The following is a 20,242-nucleotide window of genomic DNA, read 5'->3' as shown; positions in this document are numbered from 1 at the left end:
CCTCGTCATTGCCGGCGTAATTCGCCGCGACCCGGTGGCCCGCCGCCTTCAGCGCGACGGAAATCGCCGCCCCGATGCCGCGCGTGCCGCCGGTCACCAATGCAACTCGTGCCATTCTGATGCTCCTGTCCCAGGTTGCGCCGCCTTCGGGCGGCGATTTCGATGTGTCGGTCGTTCAAGATTGCGGGCGCCGACCGAAGAGTCCCGGTCGGCGCCGCGAAACCGGGCGCTACGGGCGCTCGACGCACATGGCGACGCCCATGCCGCCGCCGATGCACAGCGTGGCGAGGCCCTTCTTCGCGCCGCGCCGCTTCATTTCGAACAGCAGGGTGTTGAGGATCCGCGCGCCCGAGGCGCCGATCGGGTGACCGATGGCGATGGCGCCGCCATTGACGTTGACGATCGCCGGATCCCAGCCCAGTTCCTTGTTCACCGCGCAGGCCTGCGCCGCGAAGGCCTCGTTGGCCTCGACCAGATCCAGATCGCCGATCGACCAGCCGGCCTTGTCCAGCGCCTTGCGCGAGGCGTAGATCGGCCCGACGCCCATGATTTTCGGGTCCAGCCCGACGGTGGCGTAGGAGGCGATGCGGGCCAGGGGCTCGATGCCGCGCTTTTCCGCCGCCTCGGCGGTCATCAGCAGCGTGGCCGCGCCGCCGTCGTTCAGCCCCGAGGCGTTGGCCGCGGTCACCGACCCGTCCCTGACGAAAGCCGGCCGCAGCTTTTGCATCGCGGCGATGGTGGCCCCGTGGCGAATGTATTCGTCCTTGTCCACCACGATGTCGCCCTTGCGGGTCTTGATGGTGAAGGGAATCACTTCGTCGTCGAACCGCCCGGCGTTCTGCGCGGCCTCGGCCTTGTTCTGCGAGGCGACGGCGAATTCATCCTGCGCGTCGCGGCTGATCTGCCACTTGGTGGCGACGTTTTCGGCGGTCCGGCCCATGTGGTAATCGTTGAACGCGTCCCAGAGCCCGTCCTTGATCATGGTGTCGACGAATTTCAGGTCGCCCATCTTCTGCCCGGCGCGCAGATGCGCGGCGTGGGGGGACAGGGACATGCTTTCCTGCCCGCCGGCGACCACGATGTCGGCGTCGCCGAGCATGATCTGCTGGGCGCCCAGCGCCACCGCCCGCAGGCCCGAGCCGCAGACCTGATTGATCCCCCAGGCCGAGCTTTCCAGCGGCAGGCCGGCGGCCACATGCGCCTGACGCGCCGGGTTCTGCCCGGCGCCGGCGGTCAGCACCTGGCCGAGGATGGTTTCGGAGATCTCGGCGGCCTCGACCCCGGCGCGCGCCAGCACGGCGCGAATCGCGGCGGCGCCCAGCTCATGGGCCGGGGTTTTCGCAAACGCGCCGTTGAAGGACCCGACCGCCGTGCGAGCCGCGCTCGCGATCACGATGTTGGTCATGCGTCATTCTCCTTCTGGATGATTGCCGGAGCCAGGTCCGGCTGGGGCGTTGTTGCGCTGCAACATAGCGGCCTTGCGCGAAAAGTCACGCGGGTTTTTCCGGGCCTCGGCGACAGTATTCCGCGCCGGGGCGGCGCGACGCAAGATCCTGCATGGATCCTGCATGGCCGCCGCGCGCAGGTCAGCGCATGAAGCGCGCCAGCGGCGCCCAGACCTGGGCCTGCGCGCCGCCGCCGATGATCATGCCCACATGTCCGGCGCGCGGACGCAGGATCCGGGCGCCCGGAATGGCGCGGGGCAGGGGCTCGGCGCAGCGCGACGGCGCGATGCGATCGTTTCGCGAACAGAAGGCGATGGTCGGCGCGCGGATGTCCCGCGGCCGGATCGGCGCGCCGGCGATGCTCCAGCGCCCGTCAGCGGCGCGGTTGTCCAGATGCCAGTCGAACAGCAAGGCGCGCGCCGCCGGCGCCGACAGGGAAATGCCGTCGTTGAGCCAGTCCTCCGCGGCGACGAAAATCTCCGCCGTCGCGCCGTCCGGGTCAAGCCGGGCAAAACGCCGGAACTTGCGCAGCGCCAGCGTCGGATCAAGCGCCGCGAACAGCGTTTGCAGCAGGTCCACCGGGATCGCGCCGAAGGCCGCCTCCATGAAATCCACGCGCCGGGCGAGCGCGGGCCGGTCCTCATGCGCGCAAATCGCGGCGATGGCGGCGGCGAACCCGTCGAGGCGGGCGAAATCCCAGGGCGCGCCGATCAGCGCCAGTCGCGCCGTCAGGTCCGGGCGGCGGCAGGCCAGCGCGGCCGCCAAACCGCCGCCCATGCAGTAGCCCATCACCCGCGGCGCCTCGCCGGTGAGCGCCGCCGCGGCCTGCGCGGCGGGGACGAGGCGGCGGGCGAAATAGGCGTCGAGATCGAAGCGCCGTTCCTCGCGGCCCGGGGCGCCCCAATCGAGCAGCAGCGGGCGCAGCCCGGCGCCCGCCAGCCAGCGCAGCATGGAGCGGCGCGGGTGCAGATCCAGCACATAGGCCCGGTTGACCAGCGATGGCACGATCAGCAGCGGGCGCCCGCCCGGCGATGCGCCGTAGTCGAGCAGCCTCGCGCCGCCCGCGCGCCAGATCGCGGGCGGATCGCGCAGCGTGCGCCGATAGGGGTGCGCCTGGTAGCGGGCGACGCCGTCGAGCATCTCGCGCAGGCGGGTCGCGGCGACGGCGGCGGTGGCGAGCGAGGCGGCCGGACCGGCGGCGGCGTGCAGCGCGGCGGCGGCCTCGGCGCCCTCGGCGCGCATGGCCTCGGTCCATGGAAACCGCGCATCCATCGCCCGCGCCGACAGGCTGATCGCCTGTCCGTATGACAGCGCCGCAGCGGCCAGGTGCAGGATCAGCGGCGAGGGTTGGCCGATGCGGTCGGGCTGCGGTCGGGGGCGCTCAACGGCAGGCGGGCGCCGGCGGCCCGGCGCGCGCGATCTCGGCCTGGTTCTTGTCCCACTGGTCGAGAAACGCCGCCGCGCAATCCCGCGGCGCGGACCCGGCTTGCGGCCGGCGCGCCGTCGCGTCCTTCGCGCTTTCGCCCGCGCCATGCGCATCCTTTCCCGAACCGTCCGTCGAACTGGTCATGGCGCGACAGTATCGGCGCTTGCAACGCGGCGCAAATCATCGCTTCGCGGTTGCGAAAGTTTGGGTTTGCGGTGCAGCGCAGAGCGGGTAAGGTCGGCGCAGGCCGGGCATGCGGCGCGCGTTTCCCCTGGCCGGAGCGGGGGCGCGCCATTCGACGACAGGGAGGGTTGTCACTTGGCTAAGGAGACGTCGAAAGGCGACGCGCCGATCACCATCAAGAAATACGCCAACCGGCGGCTCTACAACACCGCGAAAAGCAGCTACGTGACGCTCGACCACCTGGCGCAGATGGTGCGCGACGGACAGGATTTCGTGGTTTTCGACGCCAAATCCGGCGATGACATCACCCGCTCGGTGCTTACCCAGATCATTTTCGAGGAAGAGGCCAAGGGGCAGAACATGCTGCCCATCAGCTTCCTGCGCCAATTGATCCGGCTTTACGGCGACACCATTCAGGGTTTCGTGCCGGGGTATCTGGAAGCCTCGATGGAGACGTTCACGCGCAATCAGGACGGGCTGCGCGAACAGGTGAAGAGCGCCATGGGCGCCAATCCCGCGCTGGCGAATTTCGAGGCCATGGCGCGCACCAACATGGAATTCTTCGACAACGCCATGCGCATGTTCACGCCCTTTGGCGCGGTGAAGCCAGGGGGCGATGACCGGCAGACGGCGCCGGGCGACAAAGCGGCCGCCGCGCCCAAGCCGCAGGACCCGCCGGCGGCCGCAGCGGCGCAGACCGAGCCGGAGATCAAGGCGCTGAAGGACCAGCTCGCCGAAATGCAGTCCCAACTGAACCAGCTGGCGAAAGGCCGCTGAGCGGGCCTGTCGTTTCATCGCCGCGCAACCGCGCGCAAGCCTCAGGCGGACAGCGCCGCCACCCGCGCGGAGGCCAGCGTCACCGGCGCTGGGGTCGGCATGCCGGCGTATTCGCCCTGCAGCGCGTCGATCCCGACCCGCGCCATGGCGTCGGCGGCGGCCTCGTCGGTGACGAATTCCGCCACGGTCATGGTCTCGAACTGCCGGGCCATCTGGGCGATGGCCCGCAGCATGGCGCGCCGGTCGGGGCTTTGCGCCGCGCCGCGCACCAGCGCGCCGTCGATTTTCAGGATGTCCGGGCGCAGGTCGAGCAACTGGCCGAGCGCCGTGGCGCCGGCGCCGAAATCGTCCAGCGCGAAAGCGCAGCCCAGACGGCGGATGCGGGCGACGAAGGCCTTCACGTCCGCGGGGCGCGCGGCGGCGGCGCTTTCGGTGAGTTCGACGATCAGGCGGCGCGGCACGCCCGGGGCGTCGATCGCCGCCGCCTCAAGCCGCCGCATCCACTGGGCGTCGCCGATGCTGCGGGCCGAAACGTTGATCGACAGGCGCAGCGCCGGGCTGCGCGCGAGCCGCGCCAAGGCCAGTTCCAGCACCCGGCGGTCGAACAGCCGGGCCAGGCCCTGGGCCTCGATCGCCGGCATGAAGCGCCCGGCGGCGACGAGCTCGCCGTCTGCGCGGCGAATGCGGACCAGCGCCTCGTGAAATGCCGGGAACAGCGGCAGGTCGGTGCGGATGATGGGCTGGAAAGCCAGCACGATGCGGTCGTCGTCCAGCGCCGCCATGGCCTCCGCCGCCGGATCGGGGCCGCGCCCGGCCCGGGCCTCGGTCGTGGCCTCGGCGCCGGCGGCCATCGCCAGCGGCAGGGCGCGCAGCGCGGCGGCGACCATGTCGGCGGGGTCTTCGTCCGCGGGGAGGTCGCAGATCGCCGCGCTGAGAGTGACCAGCGCCAGCCCGCCCGACGCCGCCTGTCCGCTGGGCGTCGGCGCCGAGGAGACCGCGCGGCGCAGGCGCGCCAGCAACGCCGCGCGCGCCGCGGCGTCGCCGTTCAGCGCCAGCGCGTAGCGGTCCTCGCCAAGCGGCGCGACGGGCGCCAGCGCGGCCAGGCGACGCGTGGTCTCGGCGCGGATGCGCGCAAATCCTTCGGCCCCGTGGATCGCGCGCAGCAGCGCCGCGTCATCCATGGCCAGCAGCGCGAAGCCGGGCGCGCCGATGGCGTCGGCGTCGTCATCGGGGCCGCAATCGACGGCGCCCACCCGCAGGCCGGCCGCGTCGAGCGCCGCGCCGCCCTGATCGCGCAGATCGCGGGCCAGCCGGACCGCCAGCGCCAACGGCGCCTGCCCGGCCAGCCGCAGCCCGCCTTCGGGCGACCAGAGGAACGCCCGGCGCGCAACATCGCGCAGACCGCGATCGGCCCCGGCGGGGGATTCGGTCTGCGCCAGCGGCGTCGCGTGCAAGATCTGGGTCATGGCGGGGCTCCTGTTCGGGCGATGTGACAATGGCATTTCGACACGCAATGTTCTAATTTTGTTCTAATTGGAGAACAGACAGCGTCCGCAAGGTTAAAGGAGATCCCCATGACTGGAGACAGATGCCCCTGGTGCGGCGACGATCCGCTCTATGTCGCTTATCACGACGAGGAATGGGGAGTCCCGGAATGGGACAGCCGCGCCTTGTGGGAGAAGCTGATCCTGGACGGATTTCAGGCCGGGCTGAGCTGGTTCACCATACTGAAGAAGCGGGATAATTTCCGCGCCGCCTTTGACGAGTTCGATCCGGAGAAGGTGGCGCGATACACCGAGATTGACGTAAGAAGAATCCTCGGCGACGCGGGCGTGGTGCGGCATCGGGGCAAGATCGAGGCCACCATCGGCAACGCCCGCGCATGGGAGAACATCGAGGCGGCGAACGGCTTCGAATCGTTCCTCTGGGACCGCGTGGACGGCCGTCCGCTGCAAAATCGAATCGCTTCCATGGCCGAGGCGCCGGCGGAAACCCCGCTCAGCCGCGACCTGTCAAAGGCGCTGAAGGCCGAGGGGTTCAAGTTCTGCGGGCCGACCATCGTCTACGCCTTCATGCAGGCGGTGGGCATGGTCAACGATCATCTGGTCAGCTGTCCGCGCCACGCGGAGGTGGCGGCGCTGGCGGATCGCTGAGGCGCGGGCCTATTCGCCCTCGCCGAACTTGTCCGCGACCAGCGCGTCGAGCGCCTCCATCAGCGGGGCGGCGTCGGGGCCGCTGGTCTCGACCTCGATCTCGCTGCCCCGCGCGGCGGCGAGCATCATCAGCCCCATGATCGAATCGCCGCCCACGTCGAACCCGTCGAAGCTGACCCGGGCGCTGGCGTCGAAGCGTTCCACCGTGGAGACGAATTTCGCCGAGGCCCGCGCGTGCAGGCCCTTGCGATTGCAAATGGCGAGGCGGCGGCGGAGCGCGGTCATGCGCGCCTTTTCTTGGCGGCGAGGATCGATCCGGCGCTGTCGAGGTATTTGCGCCCGGCGTGCAGCGCGCAATCCACGGCGTCGGCCAGCGGCATGTCCCGGCATTTGGCGAGCTTGATCAGCAGCGGCAGGTTGGCGCCGTAGATCACCTCCACATTGCGGGCGGTGAGGGCGCCCATGGCGAGATTGGAGGGGCTGCCGCCGAACATGTCGGTGATCAGGATGACGCCGTCGCCCTGATCGACCTCGGCCACGGCCTCGTCGACAAGGGCCTGCATGCGGCGAAGATCGTCATGGGGGGCGATGGCGATGGCGCGCGCCGCCTCCTGCTTGCCGACCACGTGCTCGGTCGTGGCGAGCAGCTCCCGCCCGAGCCCGCCATGGGCCACGATCACCAGCCCGATCATGCGTCGATCCTGTAGCAAGTCACCCCTGCATCCCCTTTTCGCGCGGCGCGCGCGATTTTCCCCCGAATCCCTCCGGACATCCTACTCCCTGGAGCCAGCATGCCGGAATTCCGTTTACGCAATGCTCCACCGACTCGGATGCCCTGTCTACACGTTCAGCGCCGGGTCATCCAGATCCCCGGCGCCTTGCCGCCCGGCTGCGGGCTTCCCGGCTTCCAGTTCCCCCGCTTCCAGTTCCCTGTGGCGCAGGGTCACCGGCCAGTCTGCGGCCCGGATCCGGCGGGCGAGGTCCTCGGCGGCGGCGACCGAGCGGTGCCGCCCGCCCGAGCAGCCCAGCCCGATGGTGAAATAGGCCTTGCCCTCGCGCCGATAGGCGGGCAGCAGCATTTTCAGCAAATCGGCGAGCCGGTCAAGGAAGGGGGCGTAGAGCGGATCCCCGGCGACGAAATCCGCGACCGCCGCGGCGCGTCCGTCGGCGGCGCGCAGTTCGGGCCGCCAATAGGGGTTGCGCAGGAACCGGCAGTCGACGGTCATGTCCGCCTCGCGCGGGGGGCCGTGCTTGTATGAAAACGACTGCACCCCGATGGCCAGCCCGCGTTCCGGGCGGGGGTCGTCGAACAGGCCCGCGAGACGGGCTTTCAGGTCATGGGGCGACAGTTCGGTGGTGTCGATGACCAGGTCGGCGTGCTCGCGCAGCGCCAGCAGGGCCCCGCGCTCCAGCAGGATGCCGGTCTCGACGCCGCGGGCCGGGGCCAGCGGGTGGCGCCGGCGCGTGGTCTTGAAGCGGTCGAGCAGCACTTCGTCGGCGCAGTCGAGGAACACCAGCTTCGGGGCCACGCCGGGCGCGGCGCGCAGGGCGGCGAGCTTGGCCAGCAGCCCGGCGGCGGAAAACCCCCTGGTGCGCACGTCGATGCCCAGGGCCACCGGGCGCTGCGCGTCCGGCGCCGCCGAGGCGGGCGGATCGGCGGGGGCGGTTGGGCCGGCGGGATCGACAAGCGTCGGAAACAGGCGTTCGAGAAAGGACAGCGGCAGGTTGTCGATGGCTTCGAATCCCATGTCTTCCAGCGCGTGAATCGCCGTGGCGTTTCCGGCGCCGGACATGCCGGTGATCAGCGCCAGACGGGTTTCGGGCCTGGTCGCGGTTGGTTCGCCACCCGATTCGCCACCCGATTCGGGCATGGGATCGCCTGTCATCTTCGCTCTGTATCCATTCCATGTCCGATCCGGCGCGAAGCCGCGCCGTCGCGCGCGTTTACGGCGCCCGCCTGCCGCCGGCGCTGAGCAGCGCCGCCAGACCCGGCGCCATCGCCGCGGCGCGCCCGGGGCTGTCGCCGCAGAAGATGAGCGGCAATGCCAGCCCAAGCAAGTTGAGAATGCGCCCCGGGGGCAGGCGTTCGGTTTCCGCCCGGTCGAGATCGGCGGCGCAGATCACCGGCGCCTCGGCCAGCGCCGGCAATTCGATCAGCCCGACGCCGCGCGCCTCGATCAGCCCGGCGATGCTTGGCGGGGCCGAGGCGATCAGCCAGGCGCCGTCGCGGCGCAGCAGGGTCTGGTCGTCGGCGACCAGCCGGGCGCCGCGGCTGATCAGTTCCAGCGACAGGCGGGATTTCCCGGCGCCCGGCGCGCCGAGGATCAGCAGCCCGCACAGGCCCCCGGCGCCGGACATGGCGACGCAGCTGGCATGCAGCCGCAGCCGCTCGCCGCCCGAATCGGGATCCGGGCCGCCGCCCGGCGCCGCGGCGGGTCGGGTCATGCGGGCAGCTCGACGACGAATCTGGCGCCGCGCTCGGGCGCGCCGGCGGGTCCGATGTTTTCGGCCCGGATGACGCCGCCATGGGCTTCGACGATCTGCGCGGAGATCGACAGGCCGAGCCCGGAATGCTCGCCGAAGGATTCGGAATCGGGGCGCGAGGAGTAGAACCGATCGAACACCGAATTCAGGTTGTCGTCGGGGATGCCGGGGCCGTTGTCCTCGACGGTGACGATCACCCGGCCGTCGGGATCGGGGGCGACGCGGGCGGCCACGCGGATGACCCCGCCCTCGGGCGAAAACGAGATGGCGTTGCCGATGAGGTTGACGAAGACCTGCGCCAGCCGCCCCTCGATGCCGCGCACGCGCAGGTCGCCGGGCAGCAGGTTGGCGGCAATCCGCGCGCCGCGCTTCGTCGCCTTGTCCTGATTGTAGTCGACCAGATTGGACAGCAGGGCGTTGAGGTCGAATTCCTCGCGCGCCTCGCGCACGAGTTCGGCGTCGAGCCGCGAGGCGTTGGAGATGTCGGTCACCAGCCGGTCCAGCCGCTTCACGTCGTGTTCGATCACGTTGAGCAGCTGTTCGCGCGCCGCGGGCTTGTTGGCGAGGCGCATGGTTTCCACCGCCGAACGCAGCGAGGTCAGCGGGTTCTTGATTTCATGGGCCACGTCGGCGGCGAAGCTTTCGGTGGCGTCGATGCGCGAATACAGCGCGTCGGTCATGCGGGTGAGCGCGCCGGACAGGTAGCCGACCTCGTCGGAGCGCGCCGACAGGTCGGGAATTTCCGGGCGCGCGTGACCGCCCTCGCCGCCCGCCGGGTCCCCGCCGCCGCCGGGGCGCCTGGCTTCGCCGCGCTCGGCGGCCTCGGCGGCCTCGGCCAGCCGGCGGATGGGGCGGGCGATGGTGTTGGCCAGCAGGATCGAGGTGACGATGGACACCGCCAGCGCCACCAGGAACACCTGCAGGATGGCGATGCGTTCGGAGCGCACGATGGCGTCGATGTCGCCGCCGCGGGTTGACAGCACCAGCACGCCCAGCACCGCCTTCAGCCGGGTGATGGGGATCGACACCGACACGATCAGTTCGCCGCGCGCGTTGATGCGTTCGCCCCGCGCCACGGCGCCGCCGAGCGCCGCGTAGACCTCGCGTTCATGGGCGACGCCGCCAAGGATGTTGGTGTCCTTGCTGTTGTCCCGGTAGAGCATCGAGCGCAGTTTGAGCACGGCGCCCTCCAGCCAGTCCAGCGTCGAGGCGTCGTGCAGCCGTTCCCGGGGCAGCACTGTGGTCTCGACGATGTCCGCGCGCGTGGAATGGATGCTGGTGTCGCGCATCAGACGCGCCGCGCGGTCGAAGATCTGGGCGCGCACCTCGGTGGGTTCCACCAGCTTGTCGAGCACCACCATCAGCTTCGATGGGTCGATGCCCAGCGCGTCGGCGTCCGAGGCGGCGGATTCGGCGATGGTGATGGCGATGATCCGGCCCTGGGTCTCCAGCGCCTGCGTGCGCAGCTCGATCAGCTCGTCGCGGTAGTTGTTGAGCAGCAGCACGCCGGCCACCAGCAGGCCGAGGCCGATCAGGTTGAAGCCGACGATGCGCCCCGTGAGCGACGAGAACCGCCCCAGCGCCGCGCGCCGCGCCGTGGTCGCGAGGCCGCCGCGCCGCCGCCGGTCCGGCGGGGCGTCGGCGCCGGCCGCGGCCTGCGCGCCGCCGACCGCGTCGCGCCGGGATCCCAGAAGCCTGCGGGGTGCGCGCGGCCCCTCGGACGGAGCGGCGCCGGTGACCTCGGCCATGGCGTCCGTCAGACCTCCTTGTAGCGGTATCCCACGCCGTAAAGCGTCTCGATGGACGAGAATTCATCGTCCACGGCGCGGAACTTCTTGCGCACGCGCTTGATATGGCTGTCGATCGTGCGATCGTCCACGTAGACCTGATCGTCATAGGCGGCGTCCATCAGCTGATCGCGGCTCTTGACGAAGCCGGGGCGCGCGGCCAGCGCCTGCAGGATCAGGAATTCGGTCACCGTCAGCGTCACCGGCCTGCCGTTCCAGGTGCAGGCGTGGCGCAGCGGGTCGAGCGACAGCTTGCCGCGCTGGATCGCCTTGTCGGCCTCGGCGCGTTCGGCATCCTCGCTGACCGGTTCGCGGCGGCGCAGGGCGGCGCGGATGCGTTCGATCAGCAGGCGTTGCGAAAACGGCTTCCGGATATAGTCGTCGGCCCCCATGCGCAGCCCCAGCACCTCGTCGATCTCCTCGTCCTTGGAGGTGAGGAAGATCACCGGCAGGTCGGTTTTCTGGCGCAGGCGGCGCAGCAGCTCCATGCCGTCCATGCGCGGCATCTTGATGTCGAGCACCGCGAGGTCGGGCGGCGCGGCGGTGAGCGCGGCGAGCGCGGCGGCCCCGTCGGTGTAGCAGCGCACCTCGAACCCCTCGGCCTCCAGCGCAATGGAAACGGAGGTGAGGATGTTGCGGTCGTCATCCACCAGCGCGATCTGGGTCATTCGCTACGGTCTCCTGCTTGCGGCGGGCGCGGGCGCCTCGCCTCGTCACCCGGCGCTGAATCTCGTTCAAGACCAGGGTTCCGATCCGGCGGTCTTCGCGGCGCGCCGGTCGCTGATTTCGCCACCATGACGGCCTCGCCACGGTTTTGCCACCATAGACAATCGGAAAGCGGCTCCAATAGGGCGGCCCAGCGGCAATCTGACCGGGATAACGCTCTGTAATAATGTTGTCGGTATGCTATAGCCCGCGCAGTTTTGGTGCGCGGCCGCGGAATCGCCTGGATCGCGCGCGCGCCCGGGGCTGCGGTCGCCGCGCGCGACCGTCGGAATCCAAGGGCCCGCGGCGACGAACCCGCGATGCGGGCCGTCCAGATCTTGAGGAGCTTACGAGCATGGAGCGAGGCGTTTTCAACCCGGCGCAGCCGCTGGCGGCCATCGGCGTCAGCGGACTGAAGGCCGCCCATTACAACCTCGTCGACGCCGCGCTGATGCAGGAGGCGATCGCGCGGGGCGAGGGCGAGTTGGGCAATGGCGGCGCGCTGCTGGTGAGCACGGGCAAGCATACCGGGCGTTCGCCGCGCGACAAGTTCGTGGTGCGCGAGCCCTCGGTCGAGGATACGATCTGGTGGGAAAACAACCGCCCCATGGATCCGGACGCCTTCGAACGCCTGCGCGTGGACATGCTGGCGCATCTGCAGGGCGGCGAGGTGTTCGTGCAGGACCTGTTCGGCGGCGCCGACCCGGCGCACCGGCTGAATGTGCGCATGGTGACCGAACTGGCCTGGCACGCGCTGTTCGTCCGCCACCTGCTGCGCCGCCCCGACCGCGCCGAGCTCGCAGGCTTCGACCCGGAATTCACCATCATCAACTGCCCGAGCTTTTCGGCGGACCCGGAAAGGCATGGCTGCCGATCGGGCACGGTGATCGCCATTTCCTTCGAACGCAGGCTGGTGCTGATCGGCGGCACCTCCTACGCCGGGGAAAACAAGAAATCGGTGTTCTCGATCCTCAACTACCTGCTGCCCGGCAAGGGCGTGATGGCCATGCATTGCTCGGCCAATCACGCCATCGACGACACCAGCGAGGCGGCGGTGTTCTTCGGGCTGTCGGGCACCGGCAAGACCACGCTCAGCGCCGATCCCTCGCGCATCCTGATCGGCGATGACGAACATGGCTGGACCGATGACGGCGTGTTCAATTTCGAAGGCGGCTGCTACGCCAAGACCATCAATCTGAGCGCCGAGGCCGAACCCGAGATCTACGCCACCACCACCAGGTTCTCGACGGTGATCGAGAACATGGTCTACGATCCCGACAGCCGCGAACTGGATTTCGAGGATGACAGCCTCACCGCCAACATGCGCTGCGCCTATCCGTTGGAATACATCTCCAACGCCTCAGCCACCGGCATGGCCGGGGCGCCGAAGAACGTGGTGATGCTGACCTGCGACGCCTTCGGCGTGCTGCCGCCGATCGCGCGGCTGACCCCGGCGCAGGCGATGTATCATTTTCTTTCGGGCTTCACATCCAAGGTCGCGGGCACCGAAAAGGGCGTGACGGAACCCGAGCCGACATTCTCCACCTGCTTTGGCGCGCCGTTCATGCCGCGCCGCCCGGAAATCTACGGCGCCCTGCTGCGCGACCGCATCGCCGCCCATGGCGCCGCCTGCTGGCTGGTCAACACCGGCTGGACCGGCGGCGCCTACGGGACCGGATCGCGGATGCCGATCAAGGCGACGCGGGCGCTGCTGTCGGCGGCGCTGGACGGGTCGCTGAACGGGGCGGAATTCCGCAGGGATCCGAATTTCGGCTTCGACGCGCCGGTGTCGCTGCCCGGCGTCGACGACGCGCTGCTGGACCCGCGCCGCACCTGGGCCGACGGCGACGCCTATGACGCGCAGGCGCGCAAGCTGGTGGCGATGTTCGCCGACAATTTCGCGCAATACGACCCCTATGTCGGCGACGACGTGCGCGATGCGGCGCTGAAGATCGCCTGATCCGGGACAATGCCGCCCGCTCGCGGATGTTTGTTCGCGCATGCGGCGGGCGGCGTTGTAGGCTGGCCCCATGACCTGCGCAGAAAGCTATCGCATCGACATGCCGGAACCCGCCCGGCGCGGCGGCTGCCGCGCCGTGTTCAGTTCGCCCCATAGCGGGCGGGCCTATCCCGCCGACATGATCCGGGCCTCGCGCCTGAGCGGCGCGCAGCTGCGCCGCTCGGAGGACGCCTATGTGGAGCGCCTGTTCGACGCCGCCCCGGATTTCGGCGCGCCGCTGATCCACGCGCTGACCCCGCGCGCCTATGTCGATCTCAACCGCAGTCCCGATGAACTGGACCCGGCGCTGATCGCCGGCGTGCGCCGCGTCGGCGGCAATCCGCGCGTCGCCGCCGGGCTCGGGGTGATCCCGCGCGTGGTGGCCGAGGGGGTGGCGATCTACAATGGCAAGCTGTCCCGGCGCGAGGCCATGACCCGTTTGCGCAACCACTATGCGCCCTATCACGAGGCCCTGAAGACCCTGCTTGCCGAGGCCCGCGCGCAGGGCGGCGAGGCGGTGCTGGTGGATTGCCACTCCATGCCCGGCGACGCGCTGCGCAATGCGATCGGGCCGGGCGGGCGGCGCCCGGAAATCGTGCTCGGCGACCGCTTCGGCTCCGCCTGCGCGCCCTGGCTGCTGGCCCTGGCGGAGACCGCCTTTCGCAACGCCGGATTCGCGGTGTCGCGCAACGCGCCTTTCGCCGGGGGCTACATCACCCGCAGATACGGCAAGCCCTCGCGCGGGGTGCATGCGATCCAGATCGAGATCGACCGGGCGCTGTATCTCGACGAAGCGAAGGTGACGCCGGGGCCGGGTTTCGCTGCGGTGCGAAAGGCGTTGCGCCCGGTGATCGCGGCGCTGGCTGCGGCGGGCGAACAGGCCGGCGCGCTGGCCGCCGAGTAGCGGTTTCACTGGCTGCGATTGACGCCGTTCGCGGTTGTCTGCGGCTGTGGCGATCCCGGACAAAAAAAAGGGGCCGCGACAAGCGCGGCCCAAGTCTAGGGAGGAAACGCCCAGAAGGGCGATGGTGTCAGACACCGCCGAAAACATTATGTGTGCGCCGCAACATTGGCAATGCGAAAAGCTGCATGCGTTACGCCAAGTTACAAGATATTGAAGAATTCAGCCGATTTCGGGCAGATATGGGCGTTTGCGCGTCAACATTATGGTAGCAATGTGGCGTGACTTCGGCGTGATCGCCATGGTTCCCCCGCATCCGCCGCCCCGGGGGATCCACCGGCGCGGCGGCGAAATCGGCGTTGGCTGATTCTCCGGTTTGCGCGACCTCGCCGTTAACCGTTTTCCCGGCGCAGGGCGCGGCCCTTGAGGATGGCGTCGGCGCCGAAGCGGGCGCGGATGCGATCGGTGGCGCGTTCGGCCTCGCCGCGTTGCGCGGCGTCGGGGTCAAGCATGTCGGGGGCGCGTTCGGCCTCGGAATCGGGGACCAGATCGCTGAGGCCGACGCCGATCAGGCGGAACGGGGCGTTGGGGATTTCACGTTCCAGCAGGGGCAGGGCGGCGCGGTAGATGCGATCGGTGAGCTGGATCGCGTCGGGGAGGCTGACGCGCCGCGACAACAGGCGGTGGCTGGCGCGCTTGAGTTTCAGGGTGACGACGCGGCCGGCCAGCGATTTGGCCTTGGCGCGGTCGGCGACGTTCTCGGCGAGCCGCCAGAGATGGCCGTCGAGGCGGTCGAGGCGGGACTGGTCTTCGAGAAACGTGGTCTCGTTGGAGATGCTTTTGGGGCGGGAGTCGCGGGCGATCCGGCGGGCGTCCTGGCCGTGGGCGAGCCGCCAGAGCCGGTCGCCCATGGATCCGTAGCGGGCGGTCAGGCGGGCGGGGTCGGCGCGGCGGATGTCGCGGATATGGGTGAGGCCGTCGCCGGCGAGCTTTTGGCGGGTGGCCTCGCCGACGCCCCAAATCAGGGACACGGGTCGATCGGCGAGAAAATCGAGGGTCTCGGCCTGGCCGATCACCGAAAAACCGCGAGGCTTGTCGAGGTCGGAGGCGATTTTCGCGAGGAACTTGTTGTGGCTGAGACCGATGGAGGCGGTGACGCCGACCTCGGCCTGGATGCGCTGGACGAGGCGGGCGAGCTGGTGGGCGGGGGGCGCGCCGTGAAGGCGCTCGGTGCCGCGAAGGTCCAGAAACGCCTCGTCGAGGGACAGGGGTTCGACCTGGGGGGTGAGCTGTTCGAACAGGTCGCGGATCTGGCGGGAGGCATCGGCATAGGCCTTCATGCGGGGGCGGATGACCACGGCCTCGGGGCAGAGCTTCAGGGCCTGGAACATGGGCATGGCGGAGTGGATTCCGCGGATCCTGGCAATGTAGCAGGCCGTTGAAACGACGCCGCGGCGGCCGCCGCCGATGATGACCGGCTTGTCGTTGAGGGAGGGGTCGTCGCGTTTTTCGACCGAGGCGTAGAAGGCGTCGCAGTCGATATGGGCGATGGCCAGCTTCGTCAGTTCGCAATGGGCGAGGATCCGGGGCGAGCGGCAGCCGGGGCAGCGCGCGCGCCCGGCTTTGAAATCAAAAATCTTCAGGCAGTCGCGGCAGATTGCGTCCATGGGGCGAGAATAGCAGGGTCTGCTGCGACTTGACCATTCTTGCGGCGGGGGGCGGGGCGGTGGTCAACATCGCCTCGATTTCCGGGCTGCGGGCAAGCATGCTGCGGGTCGCCTACGGGGTCAGCAAGGCGGGGCTGGCGCAGTTGACGCGGCAGCAGGCGGCGGAGCTGGGCGAGTTCGGAATCCGGGTCAACGCGGTGGCGCCGGGGCCGGTGGACACGGCGATGGCCAGGCAGGTGCACACGCCTGACATCCGCGCCGCCTATCACGACGCCATTCCGCTGAACCGCTACGGGACCGAGGCGGAGATCGCGGACATGATCCTGTTCCTTGCCGGGCCGGGGGCGAGCTACGTCACCGGGCAGGTGATCGCGGTCGATGGCGGGTTCGACGCCACCGGCATCGGGCTGCCCAGCCTGCGCCGATGACGGCGCCCGGGGCGCGGTTCAGGCGCCGATCTCGGCCAGCACCGCTTGCGCGGCGGCGCGGGGGTCGGGGGCCTGGCGGATCGGGCGGCCGATGACGATGTGGTCGGCGCCGGCGCGAAGGGCCTCGGCCGGGGCGGCGACGCGCTTCTGATCGCCGAGCCCGGCGCCGGCGGGGCGCACGCCGGGGGTGACGATGAGCTTGCCGCGAGCCTCGGGCAGGGCGCGGATGGCGGCGGCCTCGCGCGGCGAGGCGATGACCCCGTCGGCGCCGGCGGCGAAGGCGCGGCGGGCGCGTTCCGTCACCAGATCGGCGATGGCCCCGTCGCGGATCAGCGCCGCGTCGAGATCGGCGCGATCCAGGCTGGTGAGGATGGTCACCGCGAGGATCTTCATGCCTGAATCGCCGCGCCCGGTCACGGCGGCCCGCACCACATGCGGGTCGCCATGCACGGTGAGGAAATCCAGATCGAAGCGCGCCAGCCCGCGCGTCGCCGCCTCGACGGTGGCGGAGATGTCAAACAGCTTCATGTCGAGGAACACGCGCTTGCCCTGTTGCTTCAGATCCATGGCCAGCGCCAGCCCGCCGCCGGTGAGCATGCCGAGCCCGATCTTGTAGAAGCAAACCGCGTCGCCGAGTTGTTCGACCAGTTGCAGCGCCGAATGGGCGTCGGGCTGATCCAGGGCGACGATGAGGCGCTCGGCGGCCGGGATCTGCGGCGCGGCGTTCTGGGGGGCGCTGGCGGGCATGGCGGGTCTCCGGTTGCGACTGGGGCTCGATCGGCCGGGGGCTCGATAGGCCGGGAGCGGGGGCAAGGCAAGCGTCGCGGGATCGGGCGCGGCGTTCAGCATGAAAACCGGCGGCGGTCCGGTCAGGCTGCGCCGCTTTGACGCGCGCGCTTGGCGCGAAATGGCGCGTTGCGTCGTCGGCGGAGAAGCCCCGGGCCGAGCTGCGCGCCATCATGGTCGATTTCAAGCCCATGCCGGGGGCCAGACGGTGACGCCGGCGTTCCGGGCGGCGCGCGCGCCCCTGCCCGCTCCCGCGTGGCGTTGATCGCCAAGCCGATCCAGACCGCCTTGCAGGCGGCGGGCGCGGCGGCCTATATGGCCGAGTTGCGCGGCTGAGCGGATTTCCGGATTTTTCCTGTGAATCCACGCCGTCGCGGTCTTGAGCCCGCCGCGCCCGGCGCCCATATCATGCAGGGACGGGCGCGCCGGGTTCGGGCGTCTGCAATGTCAAGGCCGTGCTGGGCGGGTTGTTTTCGGACGCCGTGGCACGCGCGCTGAAAGGAGAACGACATGGACTTTGAAAAGTTCACCGACCGCGCCCGCGGGTTTGTGCAGGCCGCCCAGACCATCGCCATGCGCGAAGAGCATCAGAGATTTCTTCCCGAACATCTGCTGAAGGCGCTGCTCGACGACGAGCAGGGGCTGTCGGCCAACCTGATCCGCCGCGCCGGCGGCGATCCGGGGCGTGTGGCCCAGGAGGTCGAAACCGCGCTGGCGCGCCAGCCCAAGGTGCAGGGCGACGGGCAGATCTATCTCGACGCCTCGACCGGCAAGCTGCTGGGCGACGCCGAGGACATCGCCAAGAAGGCCGGCGACAGCTTCGTCACCGTCGAACGCCTGCTGACCGCGCTGGCGCTGTCGGGCGGCGAGGCCGGCAAGGCGCTGAAGGCCGGCGGCGTGACCGCGCAGGCGCTGAACGCGGCGATCAACGACATCCGCAAGGGGCGCAGCGCCGACAGCGCCTCGGCCGAGGAGAGCTATGACGCGCTGAAGAAATACGCCCGCGACCTGACGGAGGCCGCGCGCGAGGGCAAGATCGACCCGGTGATCGGGCGCGACGAGGAGATCCGGCGCACGGTGCAGGTTCTGTCCCGCCGCACCAAGAACAACCCGGTGCTGATCGGCGAGCCCGGCGTCGGCAAGACGGCGATCGTCGAGGGCCTGGCCATTCGCATCGTCAACGGCGACGTGCCCGAGAGCCTGCAGGACAAGGCGCTGATGGCGCTGGACATGGGCGCGCTGATCGCCGGGGCGAAGTATCGCGGCGAATTCGAGGAGCGCCTGAAGGCGGTGCTGAACGAGGTCACCGAGGCCGCGGGCGGCATCATCCTGTTCATCGACGAGATGCACACGCTGATCGGCGCCGGCAAGGGCGACGGGGCGATGGACGCCTCCAACCTGCTGAAGCCGGCGCTGGCGCGGGGCGAATTGCATTGCATCGGCGCCACCACGCTGGATGAATACCGCAAGCATGTGGAGAAGGACGCGGCGCTGGCGCGGCGCTTCCAGCCGGTGATGGTGAGCGAACCGACGGTGGAGGACACGATCTCCATCCTGCGCGGCATCAAGGAAAAATACGAGGTCCATCACGGGGTGCGCATCACCGACCGCGCGCTGGTGGCCGCGGCGACGCTGTCAAACCGCTACATCGCCGACCGGTTCCTGCCCGACAAGGCCATCGACCTGATGGACGAGGCCGCGAGCCGGCTGCGCATGGAGGCCGAGAGCAAGCCCGAGGAGCTGGATCAGCTCGACCGCGACATCATGCAAAAGCAGATCGAGGCGGAGGCGCTGAAGAAGGAGGACGACGAGGCCTCGCGGGAACGGCTGGCGAAGCTGGAGGCGGAACTGGCCGAGCTGCAGCAGGAAAGCGCCGAGATGACCGCCCGCTGGCAGGCGGAGCGCGACAAGCTGGGCGCCGCGCGCGAGCTGAAGGAACAGCTGGAGCGCGCCCGCATCGAGCTTGACGCCGCCAAGCGCGAGGGCGATCTGGCCAGGGCGGGGGAGCTGAGCTACGGCATCATCCCGGATCTGGAAAAGCGCCTGAAGGACGCCGAAACCGCCGAGGCGACCGACGTGATGGTCGAGGAGGCGGTGACGCCGGAGCACGTGGCCTCGGTGGTCAGCCGCTGGACCGGGGTGCCGGTGGACAAGATGCTGGAGGGCGAGCGCGACAAGCTGCTGCGCATGGAGGACGAGATCGGCCGCCGCGTCATCGGCCAGGGCGAGGCGGTGGAGGCGGTGTCCAACGCCGTGCGCCGGGCGCGCGCCGGGCTCAACGACCCCAACCGGCCGCTGGGCAGCTTCCTGTTCCTCGGCCCGACCGGGGTGGGCAAGACCGAGCTGACCAAGGCGCTCGCCGAGTTCCTGTTCGACGACGATTCCGCCATGACCCGCATCGACATGTCCGAATACATGGAGAAGCATTCGGTGTCCCGCCTGATCGGCGCGCCGCCGGGCTATGTGGGCTATGACGAGGGCGGGGCGCTGACCGAGGCGGTGCGCCGCCGCCCCTATCAGATCGTGCTGTTCGACGAGGTGGAGAAGGCGCATCCCGACGTGTTCAACGTGCTGTTGCAGGTGCTGGACGACGGGCGGCTGACCGACGGGCAGGGACGGGTGGTGGATTTCAAGAACACCCTGATCATCCTGACCTCGAATCTCGGCTCGCACCGGCTTTCCAACATCCCCGAGGGCGGTTCGGTGGACGAGGTGCGCGATCAGGTGATGGAGGATGTGAAGAACCACTTCCGGCCGGAATTCCTCAACCGGCTCGACGAGATCGTGCTGTTCGACCGGCTCAGCCGCAGCGACATGGACGGCATCGTCGACATCCAGCTGGCGATCCTGGAAAAGCGCCTGGCGGATCGCAAGATCCACCTGGCGCTGGACGAGAGCGCGCGCACCTGGCTGGCCGACAAGGGCTATGATCCGGTCTACGGCGCGCGACCGCTGAAGCGGGTGATCCAGAAGGCGCTGCAGGACCCGCTGGCGGAGCTGCTGCTGTCGGGGGGCATCCATGACGGGGACGCGGTGCGCGTCACCGCCGGTCCCGACGGGCTGGTGCTGAGCGACCCGGCGCCCAACGGCGCCGAGGCGCCGCAGGCGATCCTGCACTGATGCGGCCGGTCTCCGCCTGACCCGGGCGCCGGGGGCCCGCGCGGCCCCCGGCGCCTTCGCGCGCCGGTCGGGCCGGTCGGGCCGGTCGGATGGGGCGGGCGACAAGACGAATTTTTTGCCCGGGACCTGTTGACGATCCCGGGCGAATCCCCTAAATACCAATTCACCGGCGGCGAGGAACGCTTCTTGCAGCCGGGACCAAGCGACACGGGCGGTTTGAAGGGCGTCGAAGACGACGCGCTGATGCCTTTGTCGCCATGCTCTTTGACATATTGTATCTGAGAAGGGATATGCGGGCGGTTTGGTTCTGTTTCGACGGACGGACTTCCTGGATATCGGCCTCGTAGGATCTTGTTCTGCTTATGCGGGCATGGTTCGATG

The 20,242-nt window shown here is 69.7% G+C and carries 17 protein-coding genes and 2 pseudogenes; 6 read left to right on the top strand and 13 right to left on the bottom strand.

The features are described 5' to 3' along the window. The 4 genes and pseudogenes from AC1HC7_RS06360 to AC1HC7_RS06345 all read right to left on the bottom strand — a co-directional run. Nucleotides 1-115: pseudogene (locus AC1HC7_RS06360) on the bottom strand (beta-ketoacyl-ACP reductase); the annotation flags it as partial. Between the two features lie 114 nt (nucleotides 116-229). Further along, nucleotides 230-1,405, bottom strand: a complete 1,176-nt coding sequence (locus AC1HC7_RS06355; RefSeq protein WP_479498797.1) for an acetyl-CoA C-acetyltransferase — start codon at nucleotides 1,403-1,405, stop codon at nucleotides 230-232. A 181-nt stretch (nucleotides 1,406-1,586) separates the two neighbouring features. Beyond that, the gene (locus tag AC1HC7_RS06350) at nucleotides 1,587-2,717 is read right to left on the bottom strand and encodes an alpha/beta fold hydrolase (RefSeq protein WP_479495715.1); all 1,131 of its coding nucleotides are present in this window, start codon (nucleotides 2,715-2,717) and stop codon (nucleotides 1,587-1,589) included. A 109-nt stretch (nucleotides 2,718-2,826) separates the two neighbouring features. After that, nucleotides 2,827-3,015, bottom strand: a complete 189-nt coding sequence (locus AC1HC7_RS06345) for a hypothetical protein (protein ID WP_479495714.1) — start codon at nucleotides 3,013-3,015, stop codon at nucleotides 2,827-2,829. A 174-nt stretch (nucleotides 3,016-3,189) separates the two neighbouring features. Between AC1HC7_RS06345 and phaR the strand changes: the two genes are divergently transcribed. Further along, nucleotides 3,190-3,831, top strand: a complete 642-nt coding sequence (phaR, locus tag AC1HC7_RS06340) for a polyhydroxyalkanoate synthesis repressor PhaR (protein ID WP_479495713.1) — start codon at nucleotides 3,190-3,192, stop codon at nucleotides 3,829-3,831. A gap of 41 nt (nucleotides 3,832-3,872) precedes the next feature. Here the strand turns inward: phaR and AC1HC7_RS06335 are convergent, their stop codons facing one another. Further along, entirely contained in the window at nucleotides 3,873-5,297 is a 1,425-nt protein-coding gene (locus AC1HC7_RS06335) for an EAL domain-containing protein (protein WP_479495712.1), read from the bottom strand. A gap of 108 nt (nucleotides 5,298-5,405) precedes the next feature. Here AC1HC7_RS06335 and AC1HC7_RS06330 point away from each other — a divergent pair, with 108 nt between their 5' ends. Further along, nucleotides 5,406-5,984 (top strand): DNA-3-methyladenine glycosylase I, encoded by a 579-nt coding sequence (locus AC1HC7_RS06330; protein ID WP_479498796.1) that lies wholly within the window; start codon nucleotides 5,406-5,408, stop codon nucleotides 5,982-5,984. A 9-nt stretch (nucleotides 5,985-5,993) separates the two neighbouring features. Here the strand turns inward: AC1HC7_RS06330 and AC1HC7_RS06325 are convergent, their stop codons facing one another. The 6 genes from AC1HC7_RS06325 to AC1HC7_RS06300 form a co-directional block, all read right to left on the bottom strand. Beyond that, the gene (locus AC1HC7_RS06325; protein ID WP_479495710.1) at nucleotides 5,994-6,269 is read right to left on the bottom strand and encodes an HPr family phosphocarrier protein; all 276 of its coding nucleotides are present in this window, start codon (nucleotides 6,267-6,269) and stop codon (nucleotides 5,994-5,996) included. Beyond that, complete coding sequence (locus tag AC1HC7_RS06320; RefSeq protein WP_479495709.1) at nucleotides 6,266-6,676, bottom strand: PTS sugar transporter subunit IIA; 411 nt, start codon at nucleotides 6,674-6,676, stop codon at nucleotides 6,266-6,268. The genes AC1HC7_RS06325 and AC1HC7_RS06320 overlap by 4 nt, the downstream gene beginning before the upstream one ends. A 147-nt stretch (nucleotides 6,677-6,823) precedes the next feature. Further along, a complete protein-coding gene (rapZ, locus tag AC1HC7_RS06315) occupies nucleotides 6,824-7,855 on the bottom strand; it encodes an RNase adapter RapZ (protein ID WP_479495708.1) in 1,032 nt (343 codons plus the stop codon). A gap of 73 nt (nucleotides 7,856-7,928) precedes the next feature. After that, nucleotides 7,929-8,429, bottom strand: coding sequence for an HPr kinase/phosphorylase (locus tag AC1HC7_RS06310; protein WP_479495707.1), 501 nt, complete (start codon nucleotides 8,427-8,429; stop codon nucleotides 7,929-7,931). Continuing rightward, entirely contained in the window at nucleotides 8,426-10,216 is a 1,791-nt protein-coding gene (locus AC1HC7_RS06305; protein WP_479495706.1) for an ATP-binding protein, read from the bottom strand. Before AC1HC7_RS06305 ends, AC1HC7_RS06310 begins: the two co-directional genes overlap by 4 nt. A gap of 8 nt (nucleotides 10,217-10,224) precedes the next feature. Continuing rightward, complete coding sequence (locus AC1HC7_RS06300; protein WP_479495705.1) at nucleotides 10,225-10,923, bottom strand: response regulator; 699 nt, start codon at nucleotides 10,921-10,923, stop codon at nucleotides 10,225-10,227. A 392-nt stretch (nucleotides 10,924-11,315) separates the two neighbouring features. Between AC1HC7_RS06300 and AC1HC7_RS06295 the strand changes: the two genes are divergently transcribed. Together AC1HC7_RS06295 and AC1HC7_RS06290 are read left to right on the top strand one after the other, a co-directional pair. Then, nucleotides 11,316-12,920 carry a phosphoenolpyruvate carboxykinase gene (locus tag AC1HC7_RS06295; RefSeq protein WP_479495704.1) on the top strand — a complete coding sequence of 535 codons (1,605 nt, stop codon included), beginning with the start codon at nucleotides 11,316-11,318 and terminating at the stop codon, nucleotides 12,918-12,920. Between the two features lie 70 nt (nucleotides 12,921-12,990). Then, nucleotides 12,991-13,863: an N-formylglutamate amidohydrolase gene (locus tag AC1HC7_RS06290; RefSeq protein WP_479495703.1), complete on the top strand. Its 873-nt coding sequence runs from the start codon at nucleotides 12,991-12,993 to the stop codon at nucleotides 13,861-13,863. Between the two features lie 389 nt (nucleotides 13,864-14,252). Here the strand turns inward: AC1HC7_RS06290 and AC1HC7_RS06285 are convergent, their stop codons facing one another. Beyond that, entirely contained in the window at nucleotides 14,253-15,527 is a 1,275-nt protein-coding gene (locus AC1HC7_RS06285; RefSeq protein ID WP_479498795.1) for a DNA polymerase IV, read from the bottom strand. Nucleotides 15,528-15,568: 41 nt separating this feature from the next. Between AC1HC7_RS06285 and AC1HC7_RS06280 the strand changes: the two are divergent. After that, nucleotides 15,569-15,955 (top strand): annotated as a pseudogene (locus tag AC1HC7_RS06280) (SDR family NAD(P)-dependent oxidoreductase); the annotation flags it as partial. An 18-nt stretch (nucleotides 15,956-15,973) separates the two neighbouring features. Here AC1HC7_RS06280 and pyrF read toward each other — a convergent pair. Further along, on the bottom strand, nucleotides 15,974-16,702 hold the full coding sequence (gene pyrF / locus AC1HC7_RS06275; protein WP_479495701.1) for an orotidine-5'-phosphate decarboxylase: 729 nt from the start codon (nucleotides 16,700-16,702) through the stop codon (nucleotides 15,974-15,976). Between the two features lie 549 nt (nucleotides 16,703-17,251). Between pyrF and clpB the strand changes: the two genes are divergently transcribed. Continuing rightward, on the top strand, nucleotides 17,252-19,861 hold the full coding sequence (clpB, locus tag AC1HC7_RS06270; protein ID WP_479495700.1) for an ATP-dependent chaperone ClpB: 2,610 nt from the start codon (nucleotides 17,252-17,254) through the stop codon (nucleotides 19,859-19,861). Nucleotides 19,862-20,242: the final 381 nt, after the last annotated feature.

It is taken from the genome of Oceanicella sp. (genome assembly GCF_056449545.1).
This window is presented reverse-complemented; position numbering and strand designations above follow the sequence as displayed.